The organism is Solirubrobacter ginsenosidimutans (assembly GCF_027587205.1).
In genome coordinates this window covers 139,534-163,106 of record NZ_JAPDOD010000017.1, presented here as the reverse complement: position 1 = coordinate 163,106, position 23,573 = coordinate 139,534, and the positions used below count along the sequence as shown (strand labels likewise).

At 71.0% G+C, this 23,573-nt stretch carries 19 protein-coding genes; 11 read left to right on the top strand and 8 right to left on the bottom strand.

The window, feature by feature from the left end; translation table 11 throughout:
- The 9 genes from OM076_RS18825 to OM076_RS18785 form a co-directional block, all read left to right on the top strand.
- Positions 1 to 2,920 (top strand): PKD domain-containing protein (locus OM076_RS18825; protein WP_270041587.1); only part of this gene is annotated, 2,920 nt, incomplete at its 5' end.
- A gap of 108 nt (positions 2,921 to 3,028) precedes the next feature.
- Entirely contained in the window at positions 3,029 to 5,080 is a 2,052-nt protein-coding gene (locus OM076_RS18820; RefSeq protein ID WP_270041586.1) for a PQQ-binding-like beta-propeller repeat protein, read from the top strand.
- 3 nt (positions 5,081 to 5,083) lie between these two features.
- Complete coding sequence (locus tag OM076_RS18815; protein WP_270041585.1) at positions 5,084 to 6,679, top strand: NHL repeat-containing protein; 1,596 nt, start codon at positions 5,084 to 5,086, stop codon at positions 6,677 to 6,679.
- A gap of 78 nt (positions 6,680 to 6,757) precedes the next feature.
- On the top strand, positions 6,758 to 7,405 hold the full coding sequence (locus OM076_RS18810) for a hypothetical protein (protein ID WP_270041584.1): 648 nt from the start codon (positions 6,758 to 6,760) through the stop codon (positions 7,403 to 7,405).
- A 232-nt stretch (positions 7,406 to 7,637) separates the two neighbouring features.
- Positions 7,638 to 8,399, top strand: coding sequence for a class I SAM-dependent methyltransferase (locus tag OM076_RS18805; protein ID WP_270041583.1), 762 nt, complete (start codon positions 7,638 to 7,640; stop codon positions 8,397 to 8,399).
- Positions 8,396 to 8,563 (top strand): hypothetical protein, encoded by a 168-nt coding sequence (locus OM076_RS18800; RefSeq protein WP_270041582.1) that lies wholly within the window; start codon positions 8,396 to 8,398, stop codon positions 8,561 to 8,563. Before OM076_RS18805 ends, OM076_RS18800 begins: the two co-directional genes overlap by 4 nt.
- Positions 8,560 to 9,192 (top strand): hypothetical protein, encoded by a 633-nt coding sequence (locus tag OM076_RS18795; protein ID WP_270041581.1) that lies wholly within the window; start codon positions 8,560 to 8,562, stop codon positions 9,190 to 9,192. Before OM076_RS18800 ends, OM076_RS18795 begins: the two co-directional genes overlap by 4 nt.
- Positions 9,189 to 10,220, top strand: coding sequence for a ScyD/ScyE family protein (locus OM076_RS18790; RefSeq protein WP_270041580.1), 1,032 nt, complete (start codon positions 9,189 to 9,191; stop codon positions 10,218 to 10,220). The genes OM076_RS18795 and OM076_RS18790 overlap by 4 nt, the downstream gene beginning before the upstream one ends.
- Entirely contained in the window at positions 10,217 to 11,659 is a 1,443-nt protein-coding gene (locus OM076_RS18785) for a flavin-containing monooxygenase (RefSeq protein WP_270041579.1), read from the top strand. The genes OM076_RS18790 and OM076_RS18785 overlap by 4 nt, the downstream gene beginning before the upstream one ends.
- Here the strand turns inward: OM076_RS18785 and OM076_RS18780 are convergent.
- Both OM076_RS18780 and OM076_RS18775 read right to left on the bottom strand, forming a co-directional pair.
- Entirely contained in the window at positions 11,646 to 12,209 is a 564-nt protein-coding gene (locus OM076_RS18780) for an alpha/beta fold hydrolase (protein ID WP_270041578.1), read from the bottom strand. The two genes, OM076_RS18785 and OM076_RS18780, sit on opposite strands and share 14 nt — an antisense overlap.
- Positions 12,188 to 12,316, bottom strand: coding sequence for a hypothetical protein (locus OM076_RS18775; protein ID WP_270041577.1), 129 nt, complete (start codon positions 12,314 to 12,316; stop codon positions 12,188 to 12,190). The genes OM076_RS18780 and OM076_RS18775 overlap by 22 nt, the downstream gene beginning before the upstream one ends.
- Positions 12,317 to 12,428: 112 nt before the next feature.
- Here OM076_RS18775 and OM076_RS46175 point away from each other — a divergent pair, with 112 nt between their 5' ends.
- Complete coding sequence (locus OM076_RS46175) at positions 12,429 to 13,502, top strand: ETX/MTX2 family pore-forming toxin (RefSeq protein ID WP_270041576.1); 1,074 nt, start codon at positions 12,429 to 12,431, stop codon at positions 13,500 to 13,502.
- Here the strand turns inward: OM076_RS46175 and OM076_RS18765 are convergent.
- From OM076_RS18765 to OM076_RS18745, 5 genes are read right to left on the bottom strand one after another with little or no spacing between them, the layout of a single operon-like run.
- Positions 13,499 to 14,560: an ABC transporter ATP-binding protein gene (locus OM076_RS18765; RefSeq protein ID WP_270041575.1), complete on the bottom strand. Its 1,062-nt coding sequence runs from the start codon at positions 14,558 to 14,560 to the stop codon at positions 13,499 to 13,501. The genes OM076_RS46175 and OM076_RS18765 overlap by 4 nt on opposite strands.
- Positions 14,557 to 15,576: an ABC transporter ATP-binding protein gene (locus OM076_RS18760; protein WP_270041574.1), complete on the bottom strand. Its 1,020-nt coding sequence runs from the start codon at positions 15,574 to 15,576 to the stop codon at positions 14,557 to 14,559. Before OM076_RS18760 ends, OM076_RS18765 begins: the two co-directional genes overlap by 4 nt.
- Complete coding sequence (locus tag OM076_RS18755) at positions 15,573 to 16,517, bottom strand: ABC transporter permease (protein ID WP_270041573.1); 945 nt, start codon at positions 16,515 to 16,517, stop codon at positions 15,573 to 15,575. The genes OM076_RS18760 and OM076_RS18755 overlap by 4 nt, the downstream gene beginning before the upstream one ends.
- 1 nt (position 16,518) lies before the next feature.
- Entirely contained in the window at positions 16,519 to 17,547 is a 1,029-nt protein-coding gene (locus tag OM076_RS18750; protein WP_270041572.1) for an ABC transporter permease, read from the bottom strand.
- Entirely contained in the window at positions 17,548 to 19,074 is a 1,527-nt protein-coding gene (locus OM076_RS18745) for an ABC transporter substrate-binding protein (protein WP_270041571.1), read from the bottom strand. It abuts the gene before it with no gap.
- Positions 19,075 to 19,353: 279 nt separating this feature from the next.
- Between OM076_RS18745 and OM076_RS18740 the strand changes: the two genes are divergently transcribed.
- A complete protein-coding gene (locus OM076_RS18740; RefSeq protein ID WP_270041570.1) occupies positions 19,354 to 22,860 on the top strand; it encodes a PQQ-binding-like beta-propeller repeat protein in 3,507 nt (1,168 codons plus the stop codon).
- Here the strand turns inward: OM076_RS18740 and OM076_RS18735 are convergent.
- The gene (locus OM076_RS18735; RefSeq protein ID WP_270041569.1) at positions 22,857 to 23,540 is read right to left on the bottom strand and encodes a zinc metallopeptidase; all 684 of its coding nucleotides are present in this window, start codon (positions 23,538 to 23,540) and stop codon (positions 22,857 to 22,859) included. The genes OM076_RS18740 and OM076_RS18735 overlap by 4 nt on opposite strands.
- Positions 23,541 to 23,573 lie beyond the last annotated feature (33 nt).

Genomic DNA, 23,573 nt, shown 5'->3' with positions numbered 1-23,573 from the left:
GCAGACCGTCCGCACGACCAACGCGACCGGCGGCACGTTCACGCTGACCTTCAACGGCCAGACGACCGCTCCGATCGCCTACAACGCGACCGCCGCGGACATCGACACGGCCCTGGAGGCGCTCTCGAACGTCGGCGCCAACAACATCCAGACCAGCGGCGGGCCCGTGAGCACCGCGAACGTCAACGTGTTCTTCCGGCGCGCGCTGCAGCAGACCAACCAGAACCAGATCACCGCCAACGGCGCGGCCCTCACGGGCAGCACGCCCACGGTGGCGACCACGACGGCTCAGGAGGGCGCGTGGTTCCAGCGGCCGACCGGCGATGACCGCCGCTCGACGCTGAACACCAACGATCTCCGCGGCAAGCTGCTGCGCATCAAGGTGAAGGACACGATCGCCGCGGGCGACCAGAACAAGGCCGACCTCGGCTCGGGTGCCGGCGCCTATACCGTTCCGGCGGGCAACCTGAAGGACTACTCGGCGTCACACTACGCCGCCGTCGCCGGCCAGCCCGGCTTCGACACGAAGTTCCGTCCTGAGATCTACGCGATGGGCTTCCGCAACCCGTTCCGCCTGCAGGTGGACGAGAACGACGTCGCCTACGTGACCGACTACTCGCCGGATGCCAACACGCCGGCGCGCAGCCGCGGGCCGTCAGGTGTCGGGCGCATGGAGATCGTCCGCCACCCGTCCAACTACGGGTATCCGCAGTGCTACTCGACCAAGCTCGGGTACTACCGCTGGAACTTCCGCGAGTTCGCTCCCGGCACCACGACCGTCGGTACCCCGCTCGACAACCCGCCGCAGCCGATCGACTGCGGTAACACCAGCGCGTTCCAGAACCCGTCGCGGTGGGTGCGTGACGGTGGCCCGGGCTTCGAGCCCGGCCTCGCCAGCACCCCGCCGCTGAGTGATCCCGAGATCTGGTACTCGTACCGCGACAACGTCGCCGGCACGCCCCTGGGCACGCCGTGCTTCGGCTACTACGCGACGACCCCCGGGCCGGCCGCGCCGGGCTCGACCACCGAGTGCCCGCGGCTCTTCCCGGAGCTGTTCACGGGCGGCGTCGGCCCGCACGGTGCCGTGAAGTACCACTACGACCCCGCCAACGCGGGCACGAAGAAGTTCCCGCCCTACTACGACAACTCGGTGATCCTGGGCGAGTTCACGCAGGACACGATGCGCGAGGTCAAGCTCGACTCGCAGAACCGCGTGTTCAAGATCAACAGCTTCATGCCGTGTGGAGCTGCCAACGTCCCCTCGTCGCCGTTCACGTTCGAGTGCGACAACCCGATGGACATGCAGTTCGGCAAGGACGGCTCGTTCTACCTGCTGACCTACGGTGACGGCTTCTTCGCCGCCAACCTGGACGCCGGCCTGTATCGCTGGGATTACGTCAAGGGTCAGCGCGCGCCGAAGGCCGTGCTCACCACCGACCGGACCGATGGTCCGCTGCCGCTGACGGTCAAGTTCAAGGGCTCGGCGTCCAGCGACGACGACCCGGGTGACTCGATCCGCTTCGAGTGGGACTTCGGCGATGGTTCGCCGCTCTCCACCGAGCCGGACCCGACGCACGTCTACACCAAGGCCGGCCGCTACACGGCCATTCTCTCGGTGTTCGACTCGACGGGCGCCAAGACCGCGACCAGCACGATCATCACGGCGGGCAACTCCAGCCCGACCGTCACGGTCACGGCCCCGCTGGACGGCGGACTGTTCTCCTTCGGCGACAAGCTGCAGTTCAAGGTGACGGTCACCGATCCGGAGGATCCGTCGATCAACTGCAACGACGTCCAGGTCACGTTCGTGCTCGGCCACGACACGCACGGCCACGCCGAGCAGAGCACGACCGGCTGCACCGGGTTCCTGCAGACCGATGCCGGTGACGTGTCGCACGGCGGCAACGTGTTCGGCGTCATCAGCGCGACCTACACGGACAAGGGCGGCCAGGGCGCCAACGCCGCGGCTCCGCCGCTGTCGACCACCAACCAGGTGCAGACGCGTCAGAAGCATCAGGAGGTCGAGTTCGTCGTCAACCAGTCCGGCACGGCGACCGCGACCAACACCGACGGTCCCACGGGCGCGGGCGTGCATCGCTCGAGCCTCGCGGCCGCCGACTGGATTCAGCTGAACGGTCCGTTCAACCTGTTCCAGGCCGACTCGATCTCGTTCCGCGTCTCCGACGTGCAGCCGACCGGTACCGGCTTGCCGCGTACGGTGGGCTCGCCGCTGGCGGCGATCGAGATCCGTCAGGACTCGATCACGGGTCCGATCCTGACCACCGCCAACCTGACCTCCACGGGCAGCACGGTGGCGGCCGCGATCTGGAACACGCAGACGTTCGCGCTCCCGCCCTCCACGGGCAAGCACGAGCTGTTCTTTGTGTTCCGCTCAGTGACCGGTGGGACGACGGGCGGCAACCTGTTCAACCTCAACTGGGCCGAGTTCAACGGCAACGGCGTCACGGTCCAGCAGACCACGGCGACCGGCACGGCGACCGGCACGGTGCCCGCGACGCTGTCGCTGGCGCTCGGCACGCCGGCGTCCTTCGGGCCGTTCACGGCAGGCGTCGCGAAGACGTACAACGCGACGACCACCGCCACCGTCATCTCGTCCGCGGGCGACGCGACGCTGAGCGTCTCTGATCCGAGCTCGGTCGCGACCGGGCATCTGGTCAACGGGACGTTCTCGCTCCCGTCGGCTCTGACCGCCAAGGCGGCCAGCGCGGCCGGCACCGGCGGGGCGTTCGCCCCGGTCGGCGGCTCCGCCGCGCCGACCACGCTGTTGACGTACGCCGCGCCCGTGTCCAACGACGCCGTCACGGTGTCGTTCGCACAGGCCATCGGGGCCAACGACGCGCTGCGCACCGGCAGCTACTCGAAGACCCTGACGTTCACGTTGTCCACGACAACGCCGTAAGACGCTCGACCGCGGCGGCCCCTCTCGGGGCCGCCGCGGCGCAGTGCTGGCGCGCCGCGCCGGGGAGGCGTAGGGTCGGCACAACCTGAGCGAAGGGGTTGTCTGATCGTGTTCCGCCTCGGCGTCGTGTGCCGGATCGTGGCGACCATGTTCGCCTTCGCCGGAGCGGGCGTCGATCCGGCCTTCGCAGTCGATCCCACGGCCGCCTGGGTCGCCGACGACGAGGTGCTCGCGCTGGCTCCCGGGTCCGGCGGGCTGCTGTACCTCGGCGGGTGGTTCGAGCGGATCGGCCCGCGCACCGGCTCGGGGATCGTGCTCGATCCCGCGCTGGGTGCCGTCGAACCCGGCTGGCCCGAGGTCGACGGCGAGATCTCCACCGCCGTGCCGGACGGCTCAGGCGGGTTCTTCGTCGCCGGTGCGTTCGAGCACGTCGGCGGCGTCCCGCGCGCTCACCTGGCGCACCTGCTCGCCGATCGCACGCTGGACGCGGCGTGGGATCCGCGACCGGACGGTACACCGGCGGCCATGGCGCTCGACGGGCCGACGCTCTACGTCGGCGGCTCGTTCACGCGCATCGGAGGCCTGCCGCGCGAGGGTCTTGCCGCGGTGGACGCGAGGAGTGGTGCGGCGACGGGCTGGGACCCGGGGCCGGTCAGCTCGCCCACCGCGCTGGTCGTCGCCGGCGGCTCGGTCTACGTCGCCGGCGCCTTCTCCAGCGTGGCCGGCGCGCTGCGCCGCTGCCTCGCGGCGTTCGACGTGGCGACGGGTGCGCTGACGCCGTTCGACCCGGAGCCCAACGATGCGGTGAACGCCCTCGCCTTCTCGGGCGGCGTGCTCTATGCCGGGGGCACGTTCGACACGATCGGCGGGCACTCGCGCAGCCGCCTGGCAGCGCTCGACGCGGTCACGGGTGCGGTGACGGACTGGAACCCGAGCGCCGACGACACGGTGACCGCGCTGACGCTCGGCGGCGGCACCGTGTACGCCGTGGGTGACTTCACCCACATCGGGCTCCAAGCGCGTCTGCACGCCGCTGCGATCGACACCCTCACGGGAGCGCCGACGCCTTGGCGCCACGACGGGAGCGTCAGCGCGGTGTCGGTCGCGGACGGCACCGTGTTCGCCGGTGGCACCGACGGCGTCGCGCAGCTCGACGGCTTCGGTGCTGTGGTGCGGCGCTGGGGGGCGGGGGCACAGGTCAAGGCGCTCGCCGCGGGTGGCGGGAAGCTCTATGTGGGCGGCAGCTTCGAGGCGTTCGAGCTGCAACCTCGGCGGCACTTCGCCGCGGTCGACACGGCGAACGGCACGCTCGCCGCGTGGGCCCCGACCTCCGACCGCGCGCCGTACCTGCTCGCCGTGTCCGGCTCGACGGTCTACGCCGGCGGCTACTTCACGACCCTCGACGGGCACCGCCACCGCTATCTCGGGGGGCTCGACGCGACGACCGGCGCCTCACGGGCGTGGGACCCGGGAATCGACGGCGAGCCGGGCGAGCTGGTCGTCCACGGCAGGACGCTCTACGCGAGCGGGGGCTTCGAGCGCGTGGAGGGTCACGTGCGCTCCGGTCTGGCCGCGTTCGACGCCGGCTCGGGGGCGCTGCTGCCGTGGAATCCGCACGCGAACGGCGGCGTCGGGGCGATCGCGGTGCAGGGCGGCCGGGTGTACGTCGCGGGCGGGTTCTCGCGGATCGGTGGGAAGAAGCGGCACCGCCTCGCCGCACTGACGGTGAGCCGGGGACGGGCGACGCGCTGGGCGCCCCGGATCACCGGCGATCCGTATTCGCTCGCCGTCAGCGGCTCGACGGTCTACCTCGGTGGTGACATCACCCGGATCGGGGACCGCCGCCGGCGCTGGCTCGGCGCGATCGATGCCCGCACCGGCCGGCCGACGGCCTGGCACCCGCGCGTCGATGCCAACGTCCTGCGCCCGGTCGTCGCCGACGGGTTCCTCTACGCCGACGCGCGCTTCCCACGCCGCGAACCCGTGCAGGTCGCCGCGTTCGCGCTCCCGTCCGGGCGCCTGACCGCGTGGCAGCCGGAGACCGGCCTCGGCTACGTGTCCGCGCTCGCCGCGAGCGGCGGCGTGGTGTACACCGCGACGACCTTCGAAGGCGGCGGGTTCGATCGCGGGTCGCACATCTTCGCCTTCCCGGGGCCGTGACCGGTGCGGCACCCGCTCGGTCTCCTGCTGCTCGCCGTCGCCGTCGCCATGATCTGGCCGGCCTCCGCCGGCGCGGAAGGCGAGGCGTACGTGATCGCCGGCGGTGGGCGGGTGCGTCCGGCGGACATCGCGAGCGCGCCGGCCACCGAGTTGCGGCTGGCGGTCGAGAGCGTGATCGCCGCTCACGACGGTGGCCTGCTGATCGCGGGCGGTGACGTGGTGCTGCGGATGAGCGTGCTGGGCCGGGCGAGCCGGGTCGCGGGTGGGCTTCCGCACGGCGACCGCGGGGAGGGCGGGCCGGCACTCACGGCGCACCTGCGGTCCGCCGGAGCCGTCACCGAAGCGGCGGACGGGACGCTCTTCGTTGCGACCGACCGCACCGTCCGGCGGATCGCGCCGGACGGGACGATCATGACCGTTGCGGGCGGCGGGCCGCTGTACCCGCCGCCGCTCGGGGAACCGCTTCCGGCGCTGTACTCCAAGCTGGCACCTACGGCGCTCGCGCTCGGGCCCGACGGAAGCTTGTGGATCGCCGACGACGAGGAGGACAGCGGCCTGCTCACGCTGAGCGCGGACGGGCTGCTGCGGGCGGTAGCGCCGGTGGGGCCGAGCGACGACCGCTGCGTCGGGCGCGCGGGGTCGTTGGCGCCATCGGCCGGCGGGCTCCTCGTCGGGTTCGCGTACGCGGTCTGCCGCGTCGACGCCGCCGGGGTGCGCACCGTGTTCGCCGGCGACTTCCGGCCCGCCGAGCTCGTACTCGGCCGGATTGCCGAGCGCCCGGTCGCGCTGCCCGGAGGCGACGTGGCGCTCCTGCGCACGGGCTCGTCGACCACGCCCGGCACGATCCTGCGCGTGACCGGCTCGCCACCGCACGCGGTCCGCGTCCCGCTGCAGGCGGATGGCGTCAATCTCCCCTTGAGCTTCAGCGCGTATGAGCTGGGGGTCGCCGCGGACGGCGGTCTGCTCGCGAGTGACGGTAAGGAGCTCGTCTACCTCGCGCCCGAACGCCCAGGGCTGGCGGCGCTGCGCTTCGAGCCGGGCTCGCGCCGCTCGCTCGCGCTGCGCTCGACGCTGCCGGGTCACGTGCGTCTGCGGTTGGACGGCCCGCAGACCGCCCACCTGACCGCGACCCTCGGCGGTGGCGTCGGGCACCCGCGCCTGCCGGGTCGGCTGCGCCCCGGGCTGTATCGGATCGTCGGCGATCTGCGCACGCCGTCAGGCGCACGGACGACGGCGAGGACCGCGCTCGTGCTCGGCGGCACGCTGACCGATCGTGCGGCAGCGCGCGTGCTCGGCCTCCCGCGGCTGCCGCTCGCGCGCGCCGCCGGCCGCACGCGAGACGAGAACCCCGTCATCGCGATCGATCGCTGCCGCCGCTGGTCGCGCACGCGCGTGGACTGCCGGTCGATGGAGCACGACCAGGGCGAGCCGCGGCCGTACTGCCTCTCCCTCCAGGCCGTGCAGCTATCGACCGACGGAACCGTCACCAGCCGTCCCTATGACTGCCCCGCCCGCGGTGCGTTCCTTCTCCGCCCGCACTTCACGCACGCCGCGGTACCGGTCGACCTGCGCGCGATCGCGGAACGCTGGCGCGGCTAGACGAGCTGTACTCCCGGCCAGGTTCCTGGACGATCATCCAATGGTGGGGCGGCTTGCGCCCGGACACAGTCCATGGCGATGAGCGGGAAGACGTTGTTGCAGTGGATCGCGGTGCTTTCAGCATTGGGGGCGCTCGCGGCGTACGCGCTACGACCGGAGAACAAGCCCGTCGCGCAGGCGTCGACCACGTCCGGCGAGTTGACGTTCGCGCCCGACTTCCCGGTCGCGGACCGCGCGTGGGTGCTGGGCGCGATCGCCAAGGCGCGGCCGGAAGCGCGGCGGCTGATCGACGACGTCGACGGGCGAACGCGGATCACGGCGTTCTACGAGCCGTACGGGTACTGGCTGGGCTGGGCGAGGGCCGTCGCGCCGAACCAGTACGAGGTCCGGCTGAACCTCGCGCGCCTCGACGGCCGGCGCAAGATCGACCGCGACACGGTCACGTTGCACGAGCTGGGCCACGTCGTCGACTACGCGCTCGTGCCCGACATGCTGCGCGACCGGCTCGCCGCGCAGGTGCCGACGAGCGGGGTGTGCCCGGACAAGATCCAGGGCGACTGCGCCGCCGCGCCGGAGCGCTTCGCCGACACGTTCGCCAAGTGGGCGCTGCGCGGAGCGGTCTCCGCCGTGGGTGCCGGGTACAGCCTCGCGTCGCCGCAATCGCTCGAGGACTGGGGCGCGCCGCTGTCCGAGCTCGCGATCGAGCTGGACGTCACCGCGGGCTGAGTCGCTCGAACGTCCTGATCCGGCCGCTCTCTGGGCGAACGTTACGGGCGTGGCATTGAAAGTGTCCCGCACACGCCTTCTTCCGGTCGCCGTGGTCGACCGTGGGCGTTTGATGCTCTGTGCGCCGGTTTCGATCAGGTTCGCACTGTTCGATTTGGCGCGCAGGTGGGGGTGCGGCACCAGAGCGTCCTGACAGGCAGCTCTGGTTACACACCCCCTAGCCTTCGCGGACATGGATCCGCTGGCGCAACGGGGATTCGGGGCGAGCCTTGACGCGGCGCGCGTGTACGACCGCGGGCGGCCGGGGTATGCGCCCGAGCTCGCGCCGTGGCTCGCCGAGGAGCTTGGGCTCTCGCGGAGCTCGCGCGTGCTCGACCTGGCCGCGGGGACTGGGCAGCTCTCGCGACTGTTGATGCCACTGGTTGGATCGGTGGTCGCGGTCGAGCCTGCGGCGGCGATGCGCGAGGTGCTGGCGTCGCGGGTTCCCGGCGCCGAGGTTGTCGAGGGCGTGGCGGAGCAGCTCCCGCTGGCCGACGGTTCGATCGACGCGGCGGTCGTCGGCAACGCGTTCCACTGGTTCGACGCCGACGTCGCGCTGCGTGAGCTCGCGCGGGTGCTGCGGCCGGGAGGCGGGCTGGCGATCGTGTGGAACATCGGCCGCGACACCGAGCCGCCGACACCGGAGCTCGAGACGTACGTCGCCGGGTTGCGCACCGAGGCGGGCCTCGGCCCGATGACCGGGAGCCAGGACCCGGCATGGCGTCGCGCGTTCGCCGCCACCGACGCGTTCGCGCCGCTGCGCTACCACGAGCTGCTCCACACCCGCGAGCAGGACCGCGAGACCTTCGTCGCCTACCTCGCCTCGCTGGCCTTCATCGCCGCGTTGCCCACCCGCGACACGGCGATCGAACGGCTCCGCGAGCTCGCCCCGGAAGTGTCGATCTTGTCAATGCGCACCGAGTGCCACTGGACGCGCCGTAGACTCGCGGCGTGACCGCGTTCTCGCCGCCGATCCAGATCGATCCGCGTCCGTTGAGCGCGCTCGAGACGCAGCTCGTCGAGCGGTTGCTGCAGGACCCGTTCGCGCCGCGGAGCTGCGCTCCCAGGCGCGTGCGGCGCGGGCCGTGGCGCGGTGCGGGTGCGGCTGCGCGTCGGTGAACTTCGAGGTGGATCAGGCGGTACCCGCCGCCTGTTTCGACCCCGGCGACGTGCCGTCGGGCCGGTCGGATTGGCTGCCGTTGATCGCGACCGGGACGGACGCGGCGGGTCGCTGGGTGGAGGTGACGTTGCACGTGACGAGCGGCTACCTCGGTGAGTTGGAGATCTGGACGGGCAAGGAGGGCGAGGTCGCTGAACCGGTCGTCGACTCGCTCGAGCTCGAGGAACGGGTGTCGGCGCGGATGAGCCAGGCGATCGCGCGGGCGCTGATCGAGCGCCTGGAGCCGGAGCTGCCCGCGGGCATCGCGCTGGAGCCGACGTGGCTCGGCGGCATCGACGTCCGCCGCGCCGGCCTCCCGGCGGAGAGCGCGTCCGGCTTCGGTGGCATCGCGGCCACGGCGCAGAGCCTCCTTTCGAGTGTCGGCTGGAAGCTCGACGAGCACACCGATTACACGTGGCTGCCGTGCGCCCATCCCGACGTCGAGTGCGCCTGCGCCGACGGCGGGGCGGCGCTCGAGGGCGACGAGCTGCGGCTGTGGTTCGGCGAGGCCGAGCGCCCGACCCGCACGTTCGCCCCGGTGAGCCGCGACGAGCTGACGCGGCTCGCGACGCTGTGGAGCGAGCCGTGAGGCGCGCGTTGTGCCTCGCGATCGCGCTGATCGCGCTCGTCGCCGCGCCGGCGGGCGCGACGACCACAGTGATCGCGGACCATCTCGCCCGGCCGCGCGGGCTCGCGATCGCTCCCGACGGGACGCTGTACGCGACGCTGGTCGGCACCGGTGGGAAGCGGTGCAACTTCGAGGGCTGCTTCGGCGCGTCCGGGAGCATCGTCAAGGTCACGCGAGAAGGTGCTGTCAAGACCGTCGCGGATGGTCTGTTGTCGATGCGCGGCCGGCCGGACGGGTTCTTCTCGCTCGGCGCCGACCAGCTCACCGTCCTGCCGGACGGACGGCTGATGACCGCGATCTCCGCCGAGTTCAACGAGGCCCCGAACACGCCGCCGCGACAGGTGCCGAAGGCCGTCCGCAAGCAGTCCGGGCGGCTCGTCTTCGTCACCCCCGGCGGGCGCCGGGAGATCGGGCCGAACGTCTCGGCCGTCGAGTACCGCGATGATCCGGACGGCGAGGGGAAGGTCTCCAACCCGTACGGCGTCGCGGCGCTGGGCGACGCGCTCTACGTCTCGGACTCGGCGGCCAACACGCTGCTGGAGATCCGGGGAAGCGACGTTCGCACGATCGCGGTCTTCCCGCACACCGAGGCCGGCGCGCAGTCGGTTCCCGCCGCGCTGACGGCGGGCACGGACGGCGCGCTCTACGTCGGCGAGTACACGGGCAACGAGTCCAAGAGTCACAGCGCGCGGATCTGGCGGGTCGCGCCGGGCGCGGCGCCGGTCGTCTTCGCGTCGGGGCTGACGACGATCAGCGCGCTCGCGAGCGGGCCGGACGGCGCGGTCTATGCGACCGAGTTCCGCCCCGGGCGGGTGGTCAGGATCGCGCCCGACGGCACCAAGACGATCGTCGCGACCGGGCTGCACTACCCCGGCGGCGTGGCGGTCGGCAAGGACGGCAAGGTCTACGTCAGCGACTGGTCGGTGGCAGGCGCCACGCGCGAGGATGCGTATCGCAAGCACACCGGCCGTATCCTGCTCTTGACTTGAGCGCGGAGCACGTTGACGTACTGATCGTGGGGGCCGGGCTGTCGGGGATCGGTGCCGCGCACCATCTCCAGACCCGTCTCCCGCACAAGACCTACGCGATCTTCGAGGCGCGCGCGGCCAGCGGCGGGACGTGGGACCTGTTCCGCTACCCGGGCATGCGGTCGGACTCGGACATGCAGACGCTCGGGTACCGGTTCCGCCCGTGGACGGCGGCGAAGGCGATCGCGGACGGTCCCGCGATCCTCGAATACGTCCGTGACACCGCGCGTGAGGCGGGGATCGATCACCGGATCCGGTACGGGCATCGCGTCGTCCGCGCCACCTGGTCGACGCCCGACGCGCGCTGGACGGTGGAAACCGAGGGCGAGCCGGACGTCACGTGCGACTTCCTCTACGTGTGCGGCGGCTACTACCGCTATGACGAGGGCTACCGGCCCGAGTTCAACGGCTTGGAGGACTACAGCGGCCGGCTCGTCCACCCGCAGTTCTGGCCCGAGGACCTGGACTACACGGGCAAGCGGATCGTGGTCATCGGCAGCGGCGCCACGGCGGTGACGCTCGTGCCCGCGCTCGCGGAGCGCGCCGGTCACGTGACGATGCTCCAGCGCTCACCGTCGTACATTCTCTCGATCCCGTCCGAGGACCCGATCGCCAACGCGCTGCGCCGTCTGCTCGGCCCGCGGGCGGCGTATCCGATCGCCCGCTGGAAGAACGTCGGGATCTCGACGCTCGTCTACCAACTCAGCCAGCGCCGTCCGAAGCTGATGCGCAAGCTGCTGCGGCATGGCGTCGCCGCGCAACTGCCGGACGGCTACGACGTCGACGTGCACTTCAACCCGCGCTACGGCCCGTGGGATCAGCGGCTCTGCCTCGTGCCCGACGGCGATCTCTTCAAAGCGATCTCGCGCGGGCGGGCGTCGGTGGTCACCGACGAGATCGACCGGTTCGTCGCGGGCGGTATCCGGCTCGCATCGGGAGCGGAGCTGGACGCGGACGTCGTCGTCACCGCCACCGGCCTGAACCTGCTCGCCATCGGTGGCATCGAGCTCGTCGTCGACGGTGAGCCGGTGTCACTGCCGGAGCGGATGGCGTACAAGGGCATGATGCTCAGCCGCGTCCCGAACTTCGCGTTCACGATCGGGTACACGAACGCGTCATGGACGCTGAAGGCCGATCTGGTGGCGGAGTACGTCTGCCGCCTGCTCACCCACATGGAGCGCCGCGGGTACCGGCAGTGCATGCCGGTCGATGACGACCCGACGGTGGAGCGGCGCCCCTTGCTGGACTTCGACGCGGGCTACGTGCAGCGCTCGATCCACCGCTTCCCGAAGGGCGGCTCGCGCGCGCCGTGGCGCCTCGGGATGAGCTATGCGCAGGACGTCGTCACCCTCCGCCACGCGCGGCTCGAGGACGGCGCGCTGCGCTTCAGCGCGCGTTGAGACGAAGCCAGTCCAGAGTCAGCGGGCAGGCGTGCAGGATCGAGATGTGGCCGTCGAGCGGGCGCAGCCACAGCTCCGGCCGGGGCAGGGCGCGCAGCAGCGCATAGGCGTGCGACGGCGGGATCACGCGATCCTCGCCACCCTGTGCGAGCAGCACCGGCGTTTCGATGCTCTCGAGCTCGAACCCCCACGCTGAGGCGAACGCCACGTCGTCGTCGATCTCTCCGTCCGGCCCGGCCTCCCCGGCGCGCACCGCGTCCTGCCCGAGCGAGGACCAGTCGCCCTCCAGCGCGGCCCAGTCGGCGTCGGTGAAGCTGGACGGGACGAACTCCGCCGTCTCGGCATGCTCGGCCCGTGTCTCCCGGCCCTCGCGGGCCGCGCGCAGACCGCTCGGATCGACCATCCCGCCGAACCAGTCGAACGCCTCGGTGTAGGGCGCGGGGCTTGCCAAGCAGGCGACGGCGGTCACCCGCTCCGGCAGGCCCGCCGCGCAGGCGAGCGCGTGCGGGCCACCGCCGGACGCGCCCATCACCGCGAAGCGCTCGAGCACCCGGTCTGCGGCGAGCCGTGATGCCACAGCACCGCGAACCCGTCGCCGCCGCTGTCGTGAACCCGCAGCGTGCGCCCGTCGCCGAGGGTCAGATCCCGCGCCGTCACCACCCCCACAACCTACCCCACCAACCAGAACGCAAGGTCTTGCCAAGCCGCTCTCTCAGAGAATGCGGCCACGCCCACTCACCTCCCACCTCTCCCTCGATGGAGGAACGTCGTGAGTCCGATCCACCGAATCGCCGGCGCGGTGCTGTGCACCGCCGCCTTCGCATCGATCACGCCCGCCGCGCTGGCCCTGCCGCCGGTCGGTGACGACCCGATCATCCATTGCCCGAAGGGCTACGTCCTCGTCGACGACGTCTGCGTCAAGCTTCCGCCACCGCCGCCTTCGATCAGCCCCGTCGTGACGCTCGGGACGCCGCGCCAGACCGTCGACACCGCCGCGGTCCGGGTCACCGGCCGGGCGACGGACGGCGACCAGCCGAGCGCCGCGCTGACGGTCCAGGTGCGCGTCGACGGCGTGCTCGTGCGGACGCTCACCGCGAACCAGCCCGACCCGCCTGTGGCCACGCCGAACGCCCGTGCCGCCGCGATCCCGCCACCCACGCTGCCCGGCCACACCTATGACGTCACGGTCCCGGCTCCGGCGACCGCGCAGACCGTCTGTGTCACCGCCGTCAACGTCGGCAGCGGCTCGAACACCACCGTCTGCCGGGCCGTGGACCAGGTCGCCGAGTTCGTCGGCCACAGCATCGGCTACGACCTCGATCACCTGCAGATCACCGATGCCAGCCTCGAGTCGCTCGACCACCTGTCGCAGACGAACTCGTCGAACCTCCAGCAGAGCACGACCATGAGCGGCGAGAAGACGTTCACCGACACGCAGAGCTGGACGAACACCTCCACCCTGAAGATGACCCTCTCGGGCGGCGTCAAGATCCCGCTGATCAGCGACTTCAAGGTCTCGGTGGAAGGCTCGAAGAGCTGGACGAAGAACGGCTCGACGACGAACACGACCAAGTTCGCCTGGTCGCAGCCGATCCTCGTCCCCGCACACTCCAAGATCGTTGCCAGCATCGCGGTCACGAAGACCACGCTGACCGTTCCGTACATCCTCTCGGGCGAGTACGTCTACCGCAGCGGCTACAGCGTCGCCGGCACCAGCGGCGGCACGTTCACGGGCGTCAACAGCCACGATCTCGAGGTGACCATCGACCAGTTCGACCTCGACGGGACGCCGGCCGCCAAGCCGGCGCCGCAGCCTCAGGCATCGCTTCTCGCAGGCGCCTAACTCACCAGTTGATCGGCCGCCGGCAATTCCGGGCCGGCGGCCCGCGGCGAGGCGGGCGAGCGGGACGCGGAGACGATCTCCTCGAACGCGACGTTGCGCGGGTGATGACAGGCGGCCAGATGCCCGTTCGCGTACGCGGTGAGCGGCGGCTCGACGGAGCGGCAGATCTCGGTCGCGTGCGGGCAGCGGGTGTGGAAGCGGCAGCCCGGGGGCGGGTTGATCGGCGACGGCGGCTCGCCCTCGACGACCGGTCGCGAGCGGGCGCGGTTCTCGCGCGGGTCGGGGATCGGGATCGCTCCGAGCAGGCCGAGCGTGTACGGGTGGATCGGCTTGTCGTAGAGCTCCACCGCGGGGGAGACCTCGACGATCTTGCCCAGGTACATCACGACGATCCGGTCGCTGACATGGCGCACGACGGACAGGTCGTGGGCGACGAAGACGTAGGAGAGCCCGAACTCGTCCTGGAGCTCCTCGAGCAAATTGACCACCTGCGCCTGGATCGAGACGTCCAGCGCGGACACCGGCTCGTCGAGCAGGATCGCCTTGGGCTCGGCGGCCAGGGCGCGGGCGATCCCGATCCGCTGGCGCTGCCCGCCGCTGAACTCGTGCGGAAAGCGGTTGAGGTGCTCGGGGTTCAACCCGACGCGCTTGAGCAGTTCGCGCGAACGCTGCTCGACGTCGCGCACCCCGCGCAGCCGCAACGGCAGCCCGACGATCTGCCCCACCCGCTTGCGGGGATTCAGCGACGCCTGTGGGTCCTGGAAGACCATCTGCAGTTCGCGGCGCACCGGGCCTAGCTCTCGCCGCCCCGCCGAGGTGATATCGGCGCCGCGGAAGCGGATCGAGCCGCCTGTGGCATCGACGAGCCGCATCAGCGCGCGGATCAGCGTCGACTTGCCGCAGCCCGACTCGCCGACGATCCCGAGCGTCTCGCCCTCCTCCAAGACGAACGAGACGTCATCGACGGCGTGGACGCGCCCGACGGTGCGCGCGATCAGCACGCCACGGCGGACCGGGAAGTGCACCTGCAGGTGGTCGACCTCCAAGAGGGCGCTCAAGAGATCACCGTGGTCTCGTACGCGAGGCCGATCGCGCCGTCGACCATCCGCCGCGCCTGCTTCTCCTCCAGCGACAGCCAGCAGCGGTCGCGCCCGTTCAGCGGCGGGTCCTCGGTGCACTTGGCGAACGCGTGCGGGCAGCGCGGGCGGAAGTGGCACCCCTCCGGCGGGTCCAGCAGCGAGGGCGGCGAGCCGGGGATCGCCGGCAGCCGGCGCGAGCGGTCGCGGTCCAGCCGCGCGATCGACCCCAGCAATCCCCACGTGTAGGGATGCCGCGGGTCGTAGAACAGCTCGTCCAGCGTGCCCTGCTCGACCACCCGCCCCGCGTACATCACCAGCACGCGGTCGGCGATGTCGGCGACGACGCCCAGGTCGTGGGTGACCATGATGATCGCCGCGCCCGTCTCGTCCCGCAGCGCCCGCAGCTCGCGCAGGATCTGCGCCTGGATCGTGACATCGAGCGCCGTGGTCGGCTCGTCGGCGATCAGCAGTTCGGGGTTGCAGGACAGCGCCATCGCGATCATCACGCGCTGCCGCATCCCGCCGCTGAACTCGTGTGGAAACGAGCGCGCCCGCTCGGCTGCGCGGGGGATGCCGACGCGGCCGAGCAGCTCCACGGCGCGCTCGTACGCCGCGCCCCGTTTCAGATCCGGCTCGTGCGCCCGGATCTGCTCGACGATCTGGTCACCGACCCGGTAGACCGGGTTCAGCGATGACATCGGGTCCTGGAAGACCATCGCGATGCCGTTGCCGCGAATGCCCTCGAGCTCGTGCTCGGAGGCCGTGAGCAGGTCGGTGCCGTCGAACTCCGCCGAGCCCTCGAAGCGGGCGTTGGGTGACCTTGTGAGCCCGAGCATGGTCATCGCGGTCACCGACTTGCCCGAGCCGGATTCGCCGACGATCGCGACGATCTCGCCGGGATCGACGGCGAACGAGACGCCGTCGACGGCTCGCACGACGCCTTCCTCGGTGGCGAAGGAGACGTGCAGGTCGGACACAGACAGCAGCGGGGTCACAGGCGGATCCGTGGGTCGAGGAGGGCGTAGACAATGTCGACGAACGCGCCGATCACGACCACCGCGAACGCGGTCAGCATCGTGATGACGAGGATCGGCGGGACGTCGAGCCGGAAGATGGAGTCGGCCGCGTACTGGCCGACGCCGTGGAGCCCGAAGACGCTCTCCGTGAGGATCGCGCCGCCGCCGATCACCGCGGCGAAGTCCAGGCCGAACAGCGCGATGACCGGGATCAGCGAGTTGCGCAGGACGTGGCGGAGCGTCACGCGCGAACGGCTGATGCCCTTCGCCCGCGCCGCGCGCACGTAGTCCTCGTTCATGGTCTCGAGCATCGTCGAGCGCAGGACGCGCGAGTAGACGCCGATGAACAGCACCGAGAGCGCGAACCATGGCATCAGCAGGTGCGTGAACCACTGCCACGGGTTCTGAGTCAGCGGGACGTAGCCGCCGAGCGGGAAGATGCTCCACTTGTAGCCGAGGTAGTAGAGCATCATCGCGCCGAGGAAGAACACCGGGGTCGACACGCCGACGAGTGACAGCACGGTCAGTCCGCGGTCGAGGAGATGCCCCGCCGAGAGCGCGCTCAGCACGCCGAAGAGAATGCCGAGCCCGAGCCAGATGATGCCCGCGCCGATGGCCAGTGACAGCGTCGCCGGCAGGTCGCGCTTGATCTCCTGCAGCACGTTGACCTGCTGCGTGTAGGAGACCACCGAGCCGGAGAAGATCTTGCCCATGGTCGTGAAGTACTGGTCGTAGAGCGGCCGGTCGAAGCCCCACTGCGCGCGCACGTCGGCGACCTGCTGCGGCGTCGCCAACCGTCCGGCCAGGCGGAGCGCGGGGTCCCCGTTGGGGATGGCTTGGAAGATCAGGAACGTCAGGACCGAGATCGCGAACAGGACCCCGATGACACCGACGCTCCGGCGGAGGATGAAACGAACCATGTCAGTGCTCGATGCGCACCTTCGCGCGCGGGTCGAGGGCGTCCCGGACACCGTCGCCGAAGATGTTGATCCCCAGCACGGCGGCGACGAGCATCAGTCCCGGCACGATCGTGAGATGGATCGCGCTCGGGATCAGCCGGATGCCGTCGGAGATCATCGTCCCCCAGGACGGGTTCGGGTCTTGGACGCCCGCTCCGAGGTAGGAGAGCCCGGCCTCGGTGAGGATCGCGTTGGCCACGATCAGCGGGATGAAGACGATCAGCGTCGAGATCACGTTCGGCAGGATCTCGGTCGTCATGATGCGGGAGTTGGAGAGCCCCAGTGCTCGCGCCGCGTCGACGAACTCGCGCTCGCGCAGGGTCAGCACCTGCCCGCGCACCGGCTTGGCGACGTAAGGGACGTAGATCACGCCGATGATCACCGCCGGCACCATCAGCGAGTTCCCCTTGAGCTCGAACAGGCCGAGGTTGAGCCCGCCGACCGCAAGGGTCACACCGAGCGCGACGCCGAGGATCACGACGGGGTACGCCCACAACACGTCCAGCACCCGCGAGAGGACCCCGTCCACCACGCCGCGGAAGTAGCCCGCCGAGACGCCGATGAGCGTCGCCAGGATCATCGTGATCAGCGTCGCGACCCCGCCGATCTCGAGCGAGTTGCGCCCGCCGTAGAGCAGCCGCACGGCGACGTCGCGGCCGTTGGTGTCGGCGCCCAGGAAGAAGCGCCCATGCCAGGTCGGCCCGATCGGGATGCCGGCGACCGACACGACGTCGGTCGGCTTGCCGTTGACCATCACCTGATCGGTCAGGTGGTTGGCGGTCGGCGTGGTGTGCGCGATGTGCTCGGCGTACACGGGGGCGAGCAGGCAGAGGATCACGACCAGCAGGAACAGCCCGCCGAACGCCAGCGCGGTGCGGTTGCGCCGCAGCCGCCGCCATGCCAGCGCGTACGGCCCGATCCCGGCGGGGGCGTTCTCCTCGGGCACCGCGCCCGAGGAGAACTCCGTCCCTGTGGCCTCAGTGGTGGCCACCTACTTGAGGGAGATCGAGGACCAGTCGTTCCCGTACAGCGGACTGAAGACGGCGCTGCCGAAGTCGATCCGGTTCGAGAAGAACATCGGCTGCTTCTCCTGCCCGTAGGCGGCGATGTACGCCTTCTGGGCGAGATACTCGTCGAGCTTCTGCCAGCGGTCGGCGACCGTGTCGAGCTTGTCGGCCGGCACCGCGTTGAGGACCTTCAGCTCGCTCTGGATGTGCGGGTCATTGACCTGGCTGAAGTTCTCGTTGTTGGTGTCCTGGATGGAGTTGGCGTCCATCAGCAGGTAGAAGTCGCTCGGGTTCGGGAAGTCCTGATTCCAGTCGGCGAAGCCCGTCTGCGGCTCCGTCTTCTTGTTGCCGATCGTGGCGAAGTACTGGGCGTCGGCGATGATCTTGGACTTCGCCTTGAAGCCGATCTGGTTCAGGACGTCGGTGTAGTAGGAGACGAACTCCTTGCGCGGGCTGCGCGTCTCGCTCCACACCGTCACCGGCTGCCCGGCCATGCCGGACTGCTGGACGAGCTGCTTGGCCTTGGCGAGATCCGGCGCGCCGTTGGGATCGCCGTACGGGCACGCGCTCGTCGGGTGACCGATCAGCCCCTCGGGCAGGAACCAGCAGGTCTGCGTGAAGTTGCCGCCGTTGAGGCGGTTGATCGCGCGCCGGTCGAGCGCGAGGTTGACGGCCTCGCGGGCGAGCTGGTTGTTGAACGGCTTCGCCTGCGTGTTCAGGAAGAAGTAGAACGTCGAGATCGTGTTCTGCTGCTTGTAGCGGTCGGCCGCCTGGCTGGTGACCTGCGGGACGAGGCTCGGCGGGATCTGGTCGGCCCAGTCGAAGATGTCGGCCGAGTTGTTGAGCACCTGCTCGGCCTCGGTCTGCGTGTTGGACGCGATCTTGACCGTGAGGTCGACGTGACCGGGATCGACCCCCGGAACCATCGTGGCCGTCCACTTGGGGTTGCGGGTGACATCGAACGAGCGGTTCGGGACCACGTTCTTGATCTCGTACGGGCCGACGCCGGGCGGCGGGGTGTTGGAGAGGTTGGTCATCTTGGTCCCGGTGGGGACCAGGCCCGCGGCGGGGAAGGCGAGCACGTTCAGGAACGCGCCATAAGGCTTGGTCAGCTCGATCGTGATCTTGCCCGAGCTGTCGTCGGTCGTGATGCCCGAGATCGTGTGCGACTTGCCGGTGTCGTAGGCGTCGGCGCCCTTGATGTAGCCCGTGAAGAAGGACTTACCGCCCCAGTTGAGCTTGAGCGCACGCTCGATCGTGTAGGTGAAGTCCGAGGCCTTGACCGGTGAGCCGTCGGAATAGGAGAGACCCGGGCGCAAAGTGAGCGTGTAGGTCTTGCCGTCACTCGACACTGTCGGGAAATCCTGCGCCAAGCCGGGAATCACCTTGCCGCCGTCTTCTCCGCTCTTGTGCGCATACGTATATAGCCCGAGATAGGAGATCCATGTCGCCTCCGCCGACTGCGTCGTGTAGCCCTCCTGCGGGTCCAGGAAGTCAGGCGCGGTGCCCATCAGGACGGTGGCCGTGCCGCCGTCTTTCGTCGCTGTAGAGCCACTGGCGGTCTTCGCCGGGGTGGCACTGCTCGAACTCTCAGAACTTGAACCGCACGCCGCCACGGCAGCCGTAAGCGCGACGGTCGCCGCGCCGTAAGCCAACTTGCTTCTCACACTTCCTCCTAGCGAGTCACATCTTGGCCCTGACGCTATGGGGTGGCTATGGCATTTGTGTGAGAAGGGCTAGATTAAGTGTGAGGACTGACGGAGAGCTCTCACGGGTACTGGCTCTGCGCCATGTTGCGCACCACTTTCCTGACCGCGGCTATCACGCTCGCGCTCGCGCCCGTCGCGATGGCCGTTCCGACGTCGACTCCGCTGGCCCTCCCGTACGTCAACGGGCCCGTGTGGAGCATGCTGGTCGACGGCGACACCGCCTACGTGGGCGGGACCTTCACGGCGGCCGGCGGGACCGCCACCGGCCCGCTGGCGCTGGTGCGCTCGTCCGACGGCTCGCTGGTACGCGCGTTTCGCGGCATCACCGCCAACAGCACGCCGGCGAATGTCTCGGACTCGGTGCTCAACGTCGCCGCCGCCGTCTCCGACGGTGCCGGCGGGTGGTACGCGGGCGGCGGTTTCAACCAGGTGGACGGCCTGTTCCGCCAAGCGCTCGTGCACCTGCGCCCCGACGGCTCGCCCGACCCGGCGTTCCGGGCGGACGTGGTCGGGCAGGTCGATGCGCTGGCCCTGCGCGGCGACACGCTGTTCGTCGCCGGCAGCCTGTTCGCCGCCGGCGGCGAGGCGAGCGGGAACCTCGTCGCGATCGATGCGCGGACCGGCGCGCGCCTGGATTGGGAGCCCGACGTATCGCTGAACGAGATCGACGATCTCGAGCTCGACGGCGACCGGCTCTACGCGGGCGGCGGGAGCCTCGTGGCGCTCGACGTCGCGACCGGCAAGCGGGTGCGTTGGGTGCCCAGGTGGAACGGGCACGTCTATGACCTCGCGGTGCGTAACGGCGTCGTCTACATCGCTGGTTCCTATCACCGCTACGAGGGGACCCGGGAGGTCTACGGCGCCGCGGCGGTGCGAACGTCCGACGGCGGCCCGGTGACGATGGCGACCGACGTTCCCTCGCCGCGGTCGGTGGTCGCCACCGAGCAGGCGGTGGTCTGGGGGATCAGCGAGTCGGGTCGCACGCTGCTCGCGACCGACCCCGCGACCGGTGCCGATCTCGGCTGGTTCGCGAGCGTCAACGGATCCGGCTACGGGCGGATCGCCACGGACGGGCAGCGCCTGTTCGCATCGAACCTCACGGGGCCGGCGAACGGGCTAGGCGCCTTCGACGTGCGCGACGGCTCGCCGGTCGCGTGGAACCCGGGGTTCGCCGGCACCGTCGTGGTCTCGATGCTGGCCGCGGCGGACGGGCAGGTCGCGGTCGGCGGCGCGCTCGGGTCGATCGGGGCCGTCGCGCGCAAGAACCTCGCGGCATTCGACCTGCGCACGGGCGCGGTGCTCCCGTTCGACCCCGGCCTCGACGTGACCTACAAGTTCCCCGGCCCGCAGGACACGGTGCGGCCGCTCGCGCTGACGAAGGTCGGCGGGACGCTGTACGTGGGTGGGCGCTTCGACACCGTCGGGGGCGCGGGTCACAAGAACCTGGCGGCGCTCGATCCGGTGAGGGGCGCGCTGTTGCCGTTCCCGGCCTCGGACGTCGAGGTCCACGACCTCGCGGCGGGCGGGGGATCGCTGTTCGTCGGCAAGGCGCTCTACGGCGCCGTCGGCGGCGTCGTGATCGAGGGCGGGCTCACGGCGATCGACCTCGCGAGCGCGACGACGCGGGCGTGGGCGCCGGACACCGACTGCTCGGTCGACGCGCTGACCGTGAGTGGGCCGACGCTGCACGCGGGTGGGTGTTTCAGGCAGGTGGGCGGCGCCGGGCGGGTGGGGTTGGCGAGCTTCCGGATCGCGGACCTGGCACCGGTGGAGGGAGGGGTGGTCAATGGCTCCGTCTCGGGGCTCGCCCCCGATGGGTCGGGCGGCGTCTGGGTCGGTGGGGCGTTCACGGGGAACCTCCGGCATTTCGGCCCCGGCGGGGCGGTGCTCGCCGATGCTCCGGCCGTCGATGGGCCGGTCAACGCGTTCTCGCTCGACGGCGGGGTGTTGACGCTGGGCGGCGCGTTCACGCACCTGGCCGGTGTGCCGCGCAGGAACCTCGGGCAGGTGCGGCTGGCGGACGGCGCCGTCACGTCGTTCGATCCCGAGCCGGGCGGCTTCGTCACCGGCGTCGCCGGGCTGGCCGACGGCGGCGCGCTCGCCGCCGGCGGGTTCGGCTGGACCGCCTTGTCCGTGACGGCCGGGCTCGCCCGCTTCGGGTCGAGTGGGGCAGTCCCGGTGCCCGCGGTGCGGGCCGCACCGACGGTGCGCGGCGATGCCTACGTCGACGGGGCGCAGCGGACCGACGGGGGCGAGTTCGATCCGGCCCTGCGGCGCGAAGTGCATTGGCTGCGATGTGATGCCAACGGCGACGCGTGTGTCGACACGGGCGTGCAGGACACGACGAGCTACAAGCTGCGCGCGGCCGACGTCGGGCACCGGCTGCGAGTCGAGGCGCGGGCGTTCGGCGACGCCGGCGGGTCTGCGGTGAGCCGCTCCGCGCCGGGGCCGTTCGTGGCGGGTGAGCGGCCCACGTACCACGACAACGGGGCGCCGACGCTGTGGGGCATCCCGCGCGCGGGCCAGACGGTCAGTGCCGATCCGGGCTTCCTGGAACCGGCGGCGACGTCGTACAAGTACCTGTGGCTGCGCTGCGACGACGTGTTCTGCGAGCGGATCGAGCACGACGCGCCCACCTACGTGCTGACGGCGGCCGACGTCGGCAAGCAGATCGTCGTCGATGTCACCGCGTCCAACGCCGCGGGCTCGGCACACCAGACGTCGCAGAACCAGGAGTTCGTGGTGCTGGCGGGCGCGGCGAGCGGCGTGGCGCCGACGGGCGTGAAGCCGCTCGCGCCGTACCCGAGCACGGCCGGATCGACCGCCTTCGCGTCGACCGAGCAGGACCTCGACGCAGACGTTCACACCTACCGCTACACGTGGCTGCGCTGCGCCGATGCGACCGGTGACACGTGCGTGCGCTTGCCCGGCCACGCGTACATCCGCCGCTACGGCGCCGCGGACGTCGGCTCCCGCATGCGCGTCGCGGTCGTGACCTACGACCACGACGGCGAGTCCTACGAACGCATCTCCGACCCGGGCCCGGTGATCGGGCCGGACCCGAACCCGACGCCGACGCCGACCCCGTTCCCGACCCCGACGCCGACGGCGAGCCCGACCGCGACAGCGAGCCCGACGCCGACGGCGGACCCGACGGCGACGCCGACCGCGACCGCGAGCCCGACCGCAACGGCGACCGCCACACCGACGGCGAACCCGACCGCGACGGCGGAGCCCAACGCGACGCCCGCGGCGACCGCCGGCCCGAGCCCGACGCCCGCCGCCGACCCTGGCCCCACGCCGATCGCGCCCGCGCTCCCGAAGCGGCGCATCTCCGCCCCCTCGCCTCTACCCACGACGCACGTCGTCGCCACCCACGACCGGGTGAAGGTGCGCGTCCGTTCGACCGTCGCCACCCCCGTGACGGTCCGCGTCAAGCGCGGCGGCGCGACCCTCGGTCGCGCCACCGCCACGCTCAAGGCCGGCGTCACACGCACGCTGACCGTCAAGGTCCGCCGCCGCGGCGCGGTCACCGTCGAGGTCGTGACCCGCGCCGGCACCGTCCGCCACCGAGCGAGGGTGGGCTAGGTGGCGTGATCCATCGCCGCGGCGACGAGGACCAACGCGCCGAAGAACCCGAGCTGGCGCGCGAGGCCCGCGATGTAGGTGAACGCCGCCGCGTTCAGCACCGAGCGGACCTCGTCGACCTCCTCGTCGTCGGCGAGCCGCGCGGCGGAGATCAGCTCCAGTGCCCGCTTGCTCGCGCCCAGCTCGACCGGCAACGTCGCCAGCGCGAACACGACGAGCCCGAACACGTACACGAGCGAGAGCACCATCAGGACCGGGATGCCGAGCCAGAAGCCGCCGATGAAGAACACCGCCGAGAAGGGCGCGAACCGAGACAGCGGCTCGGCGACGGCCTTGCGGATGCGGTAGGCGCGGTTGCCGTCGGCGTCCTGGTAGGCGTGGGAGACCTCGTGGGCGGCGATGCCGAGGGCGGCGACGCTGCGCTCGGTCGCGACCGGCTCCGACAGCCGCAACGCGCCCGCGGCGCCGTCGTAGTGATCGGTCAGCGCGCCCGGGGACTCCTCGACCCGCACGCGCTCGAGACCGTGCGCACGCAGCAGTTGCGTCGCCACCTCCGACCCGCTGATCCGCGCCCGGTTGGGAATCCGGCGGTACATCGTGAAGGTCTGTTGGACGCGTCGCTGCGCGAACAGCCCGCCGGCCAGGGGAAGGAGGAGTAGGAGCCAAAGGACGGCGGTCATGGCCCGGCAGTCTGAACAACGACACACTGTCGT

Bases quoted from the DNA above. Each gene is read 5' to 3' on its own strand.
- OM076_RS18810 (WP_270041584.1), top strand. From the start codon at position 6,758: ATGAGCGGGAAGACGTTGTTGCAGTGGATCGCGGTGCTTTCAGCATTG.
- OM076_RS18805 (WP_270041583.1), top strand. From the start codon at position 7,638: ATGGATCCGCTGGCGCAACGGGGATTCGGGGCGAGCCTTGACGCGGCG.
- OM076_RS18755 (WP_270041573.1), bottom strand. From the start codon at position 16,517: ATGGTTCGTTTCATCCTCCGCCGGAGCGTCGGTGTCATCGGGGTCCTG.
- OM076_RS18745 (WP_270041571.1), bottom strand. From the start codon at position 19,074: ATGGGCACCGCGCCTGACTTCCTGGACCCGCAGGAGGGCTACACGACG.
- OM076_RS18740 (WP_270041570.1), top strand. From the start codon at position 19,354: ATGTTGCGCACCACTTTCCTGACCGCGGCTATCACGCTCGCGCTCGCG.
- OM076_RS18735 (WP_270041569.1), bottom strand. From the start codon at position 23,540: ATGACCGCCGTCCTTTGGCTCCTACTCCTCCTTCCCCTGGCCGGCGGG.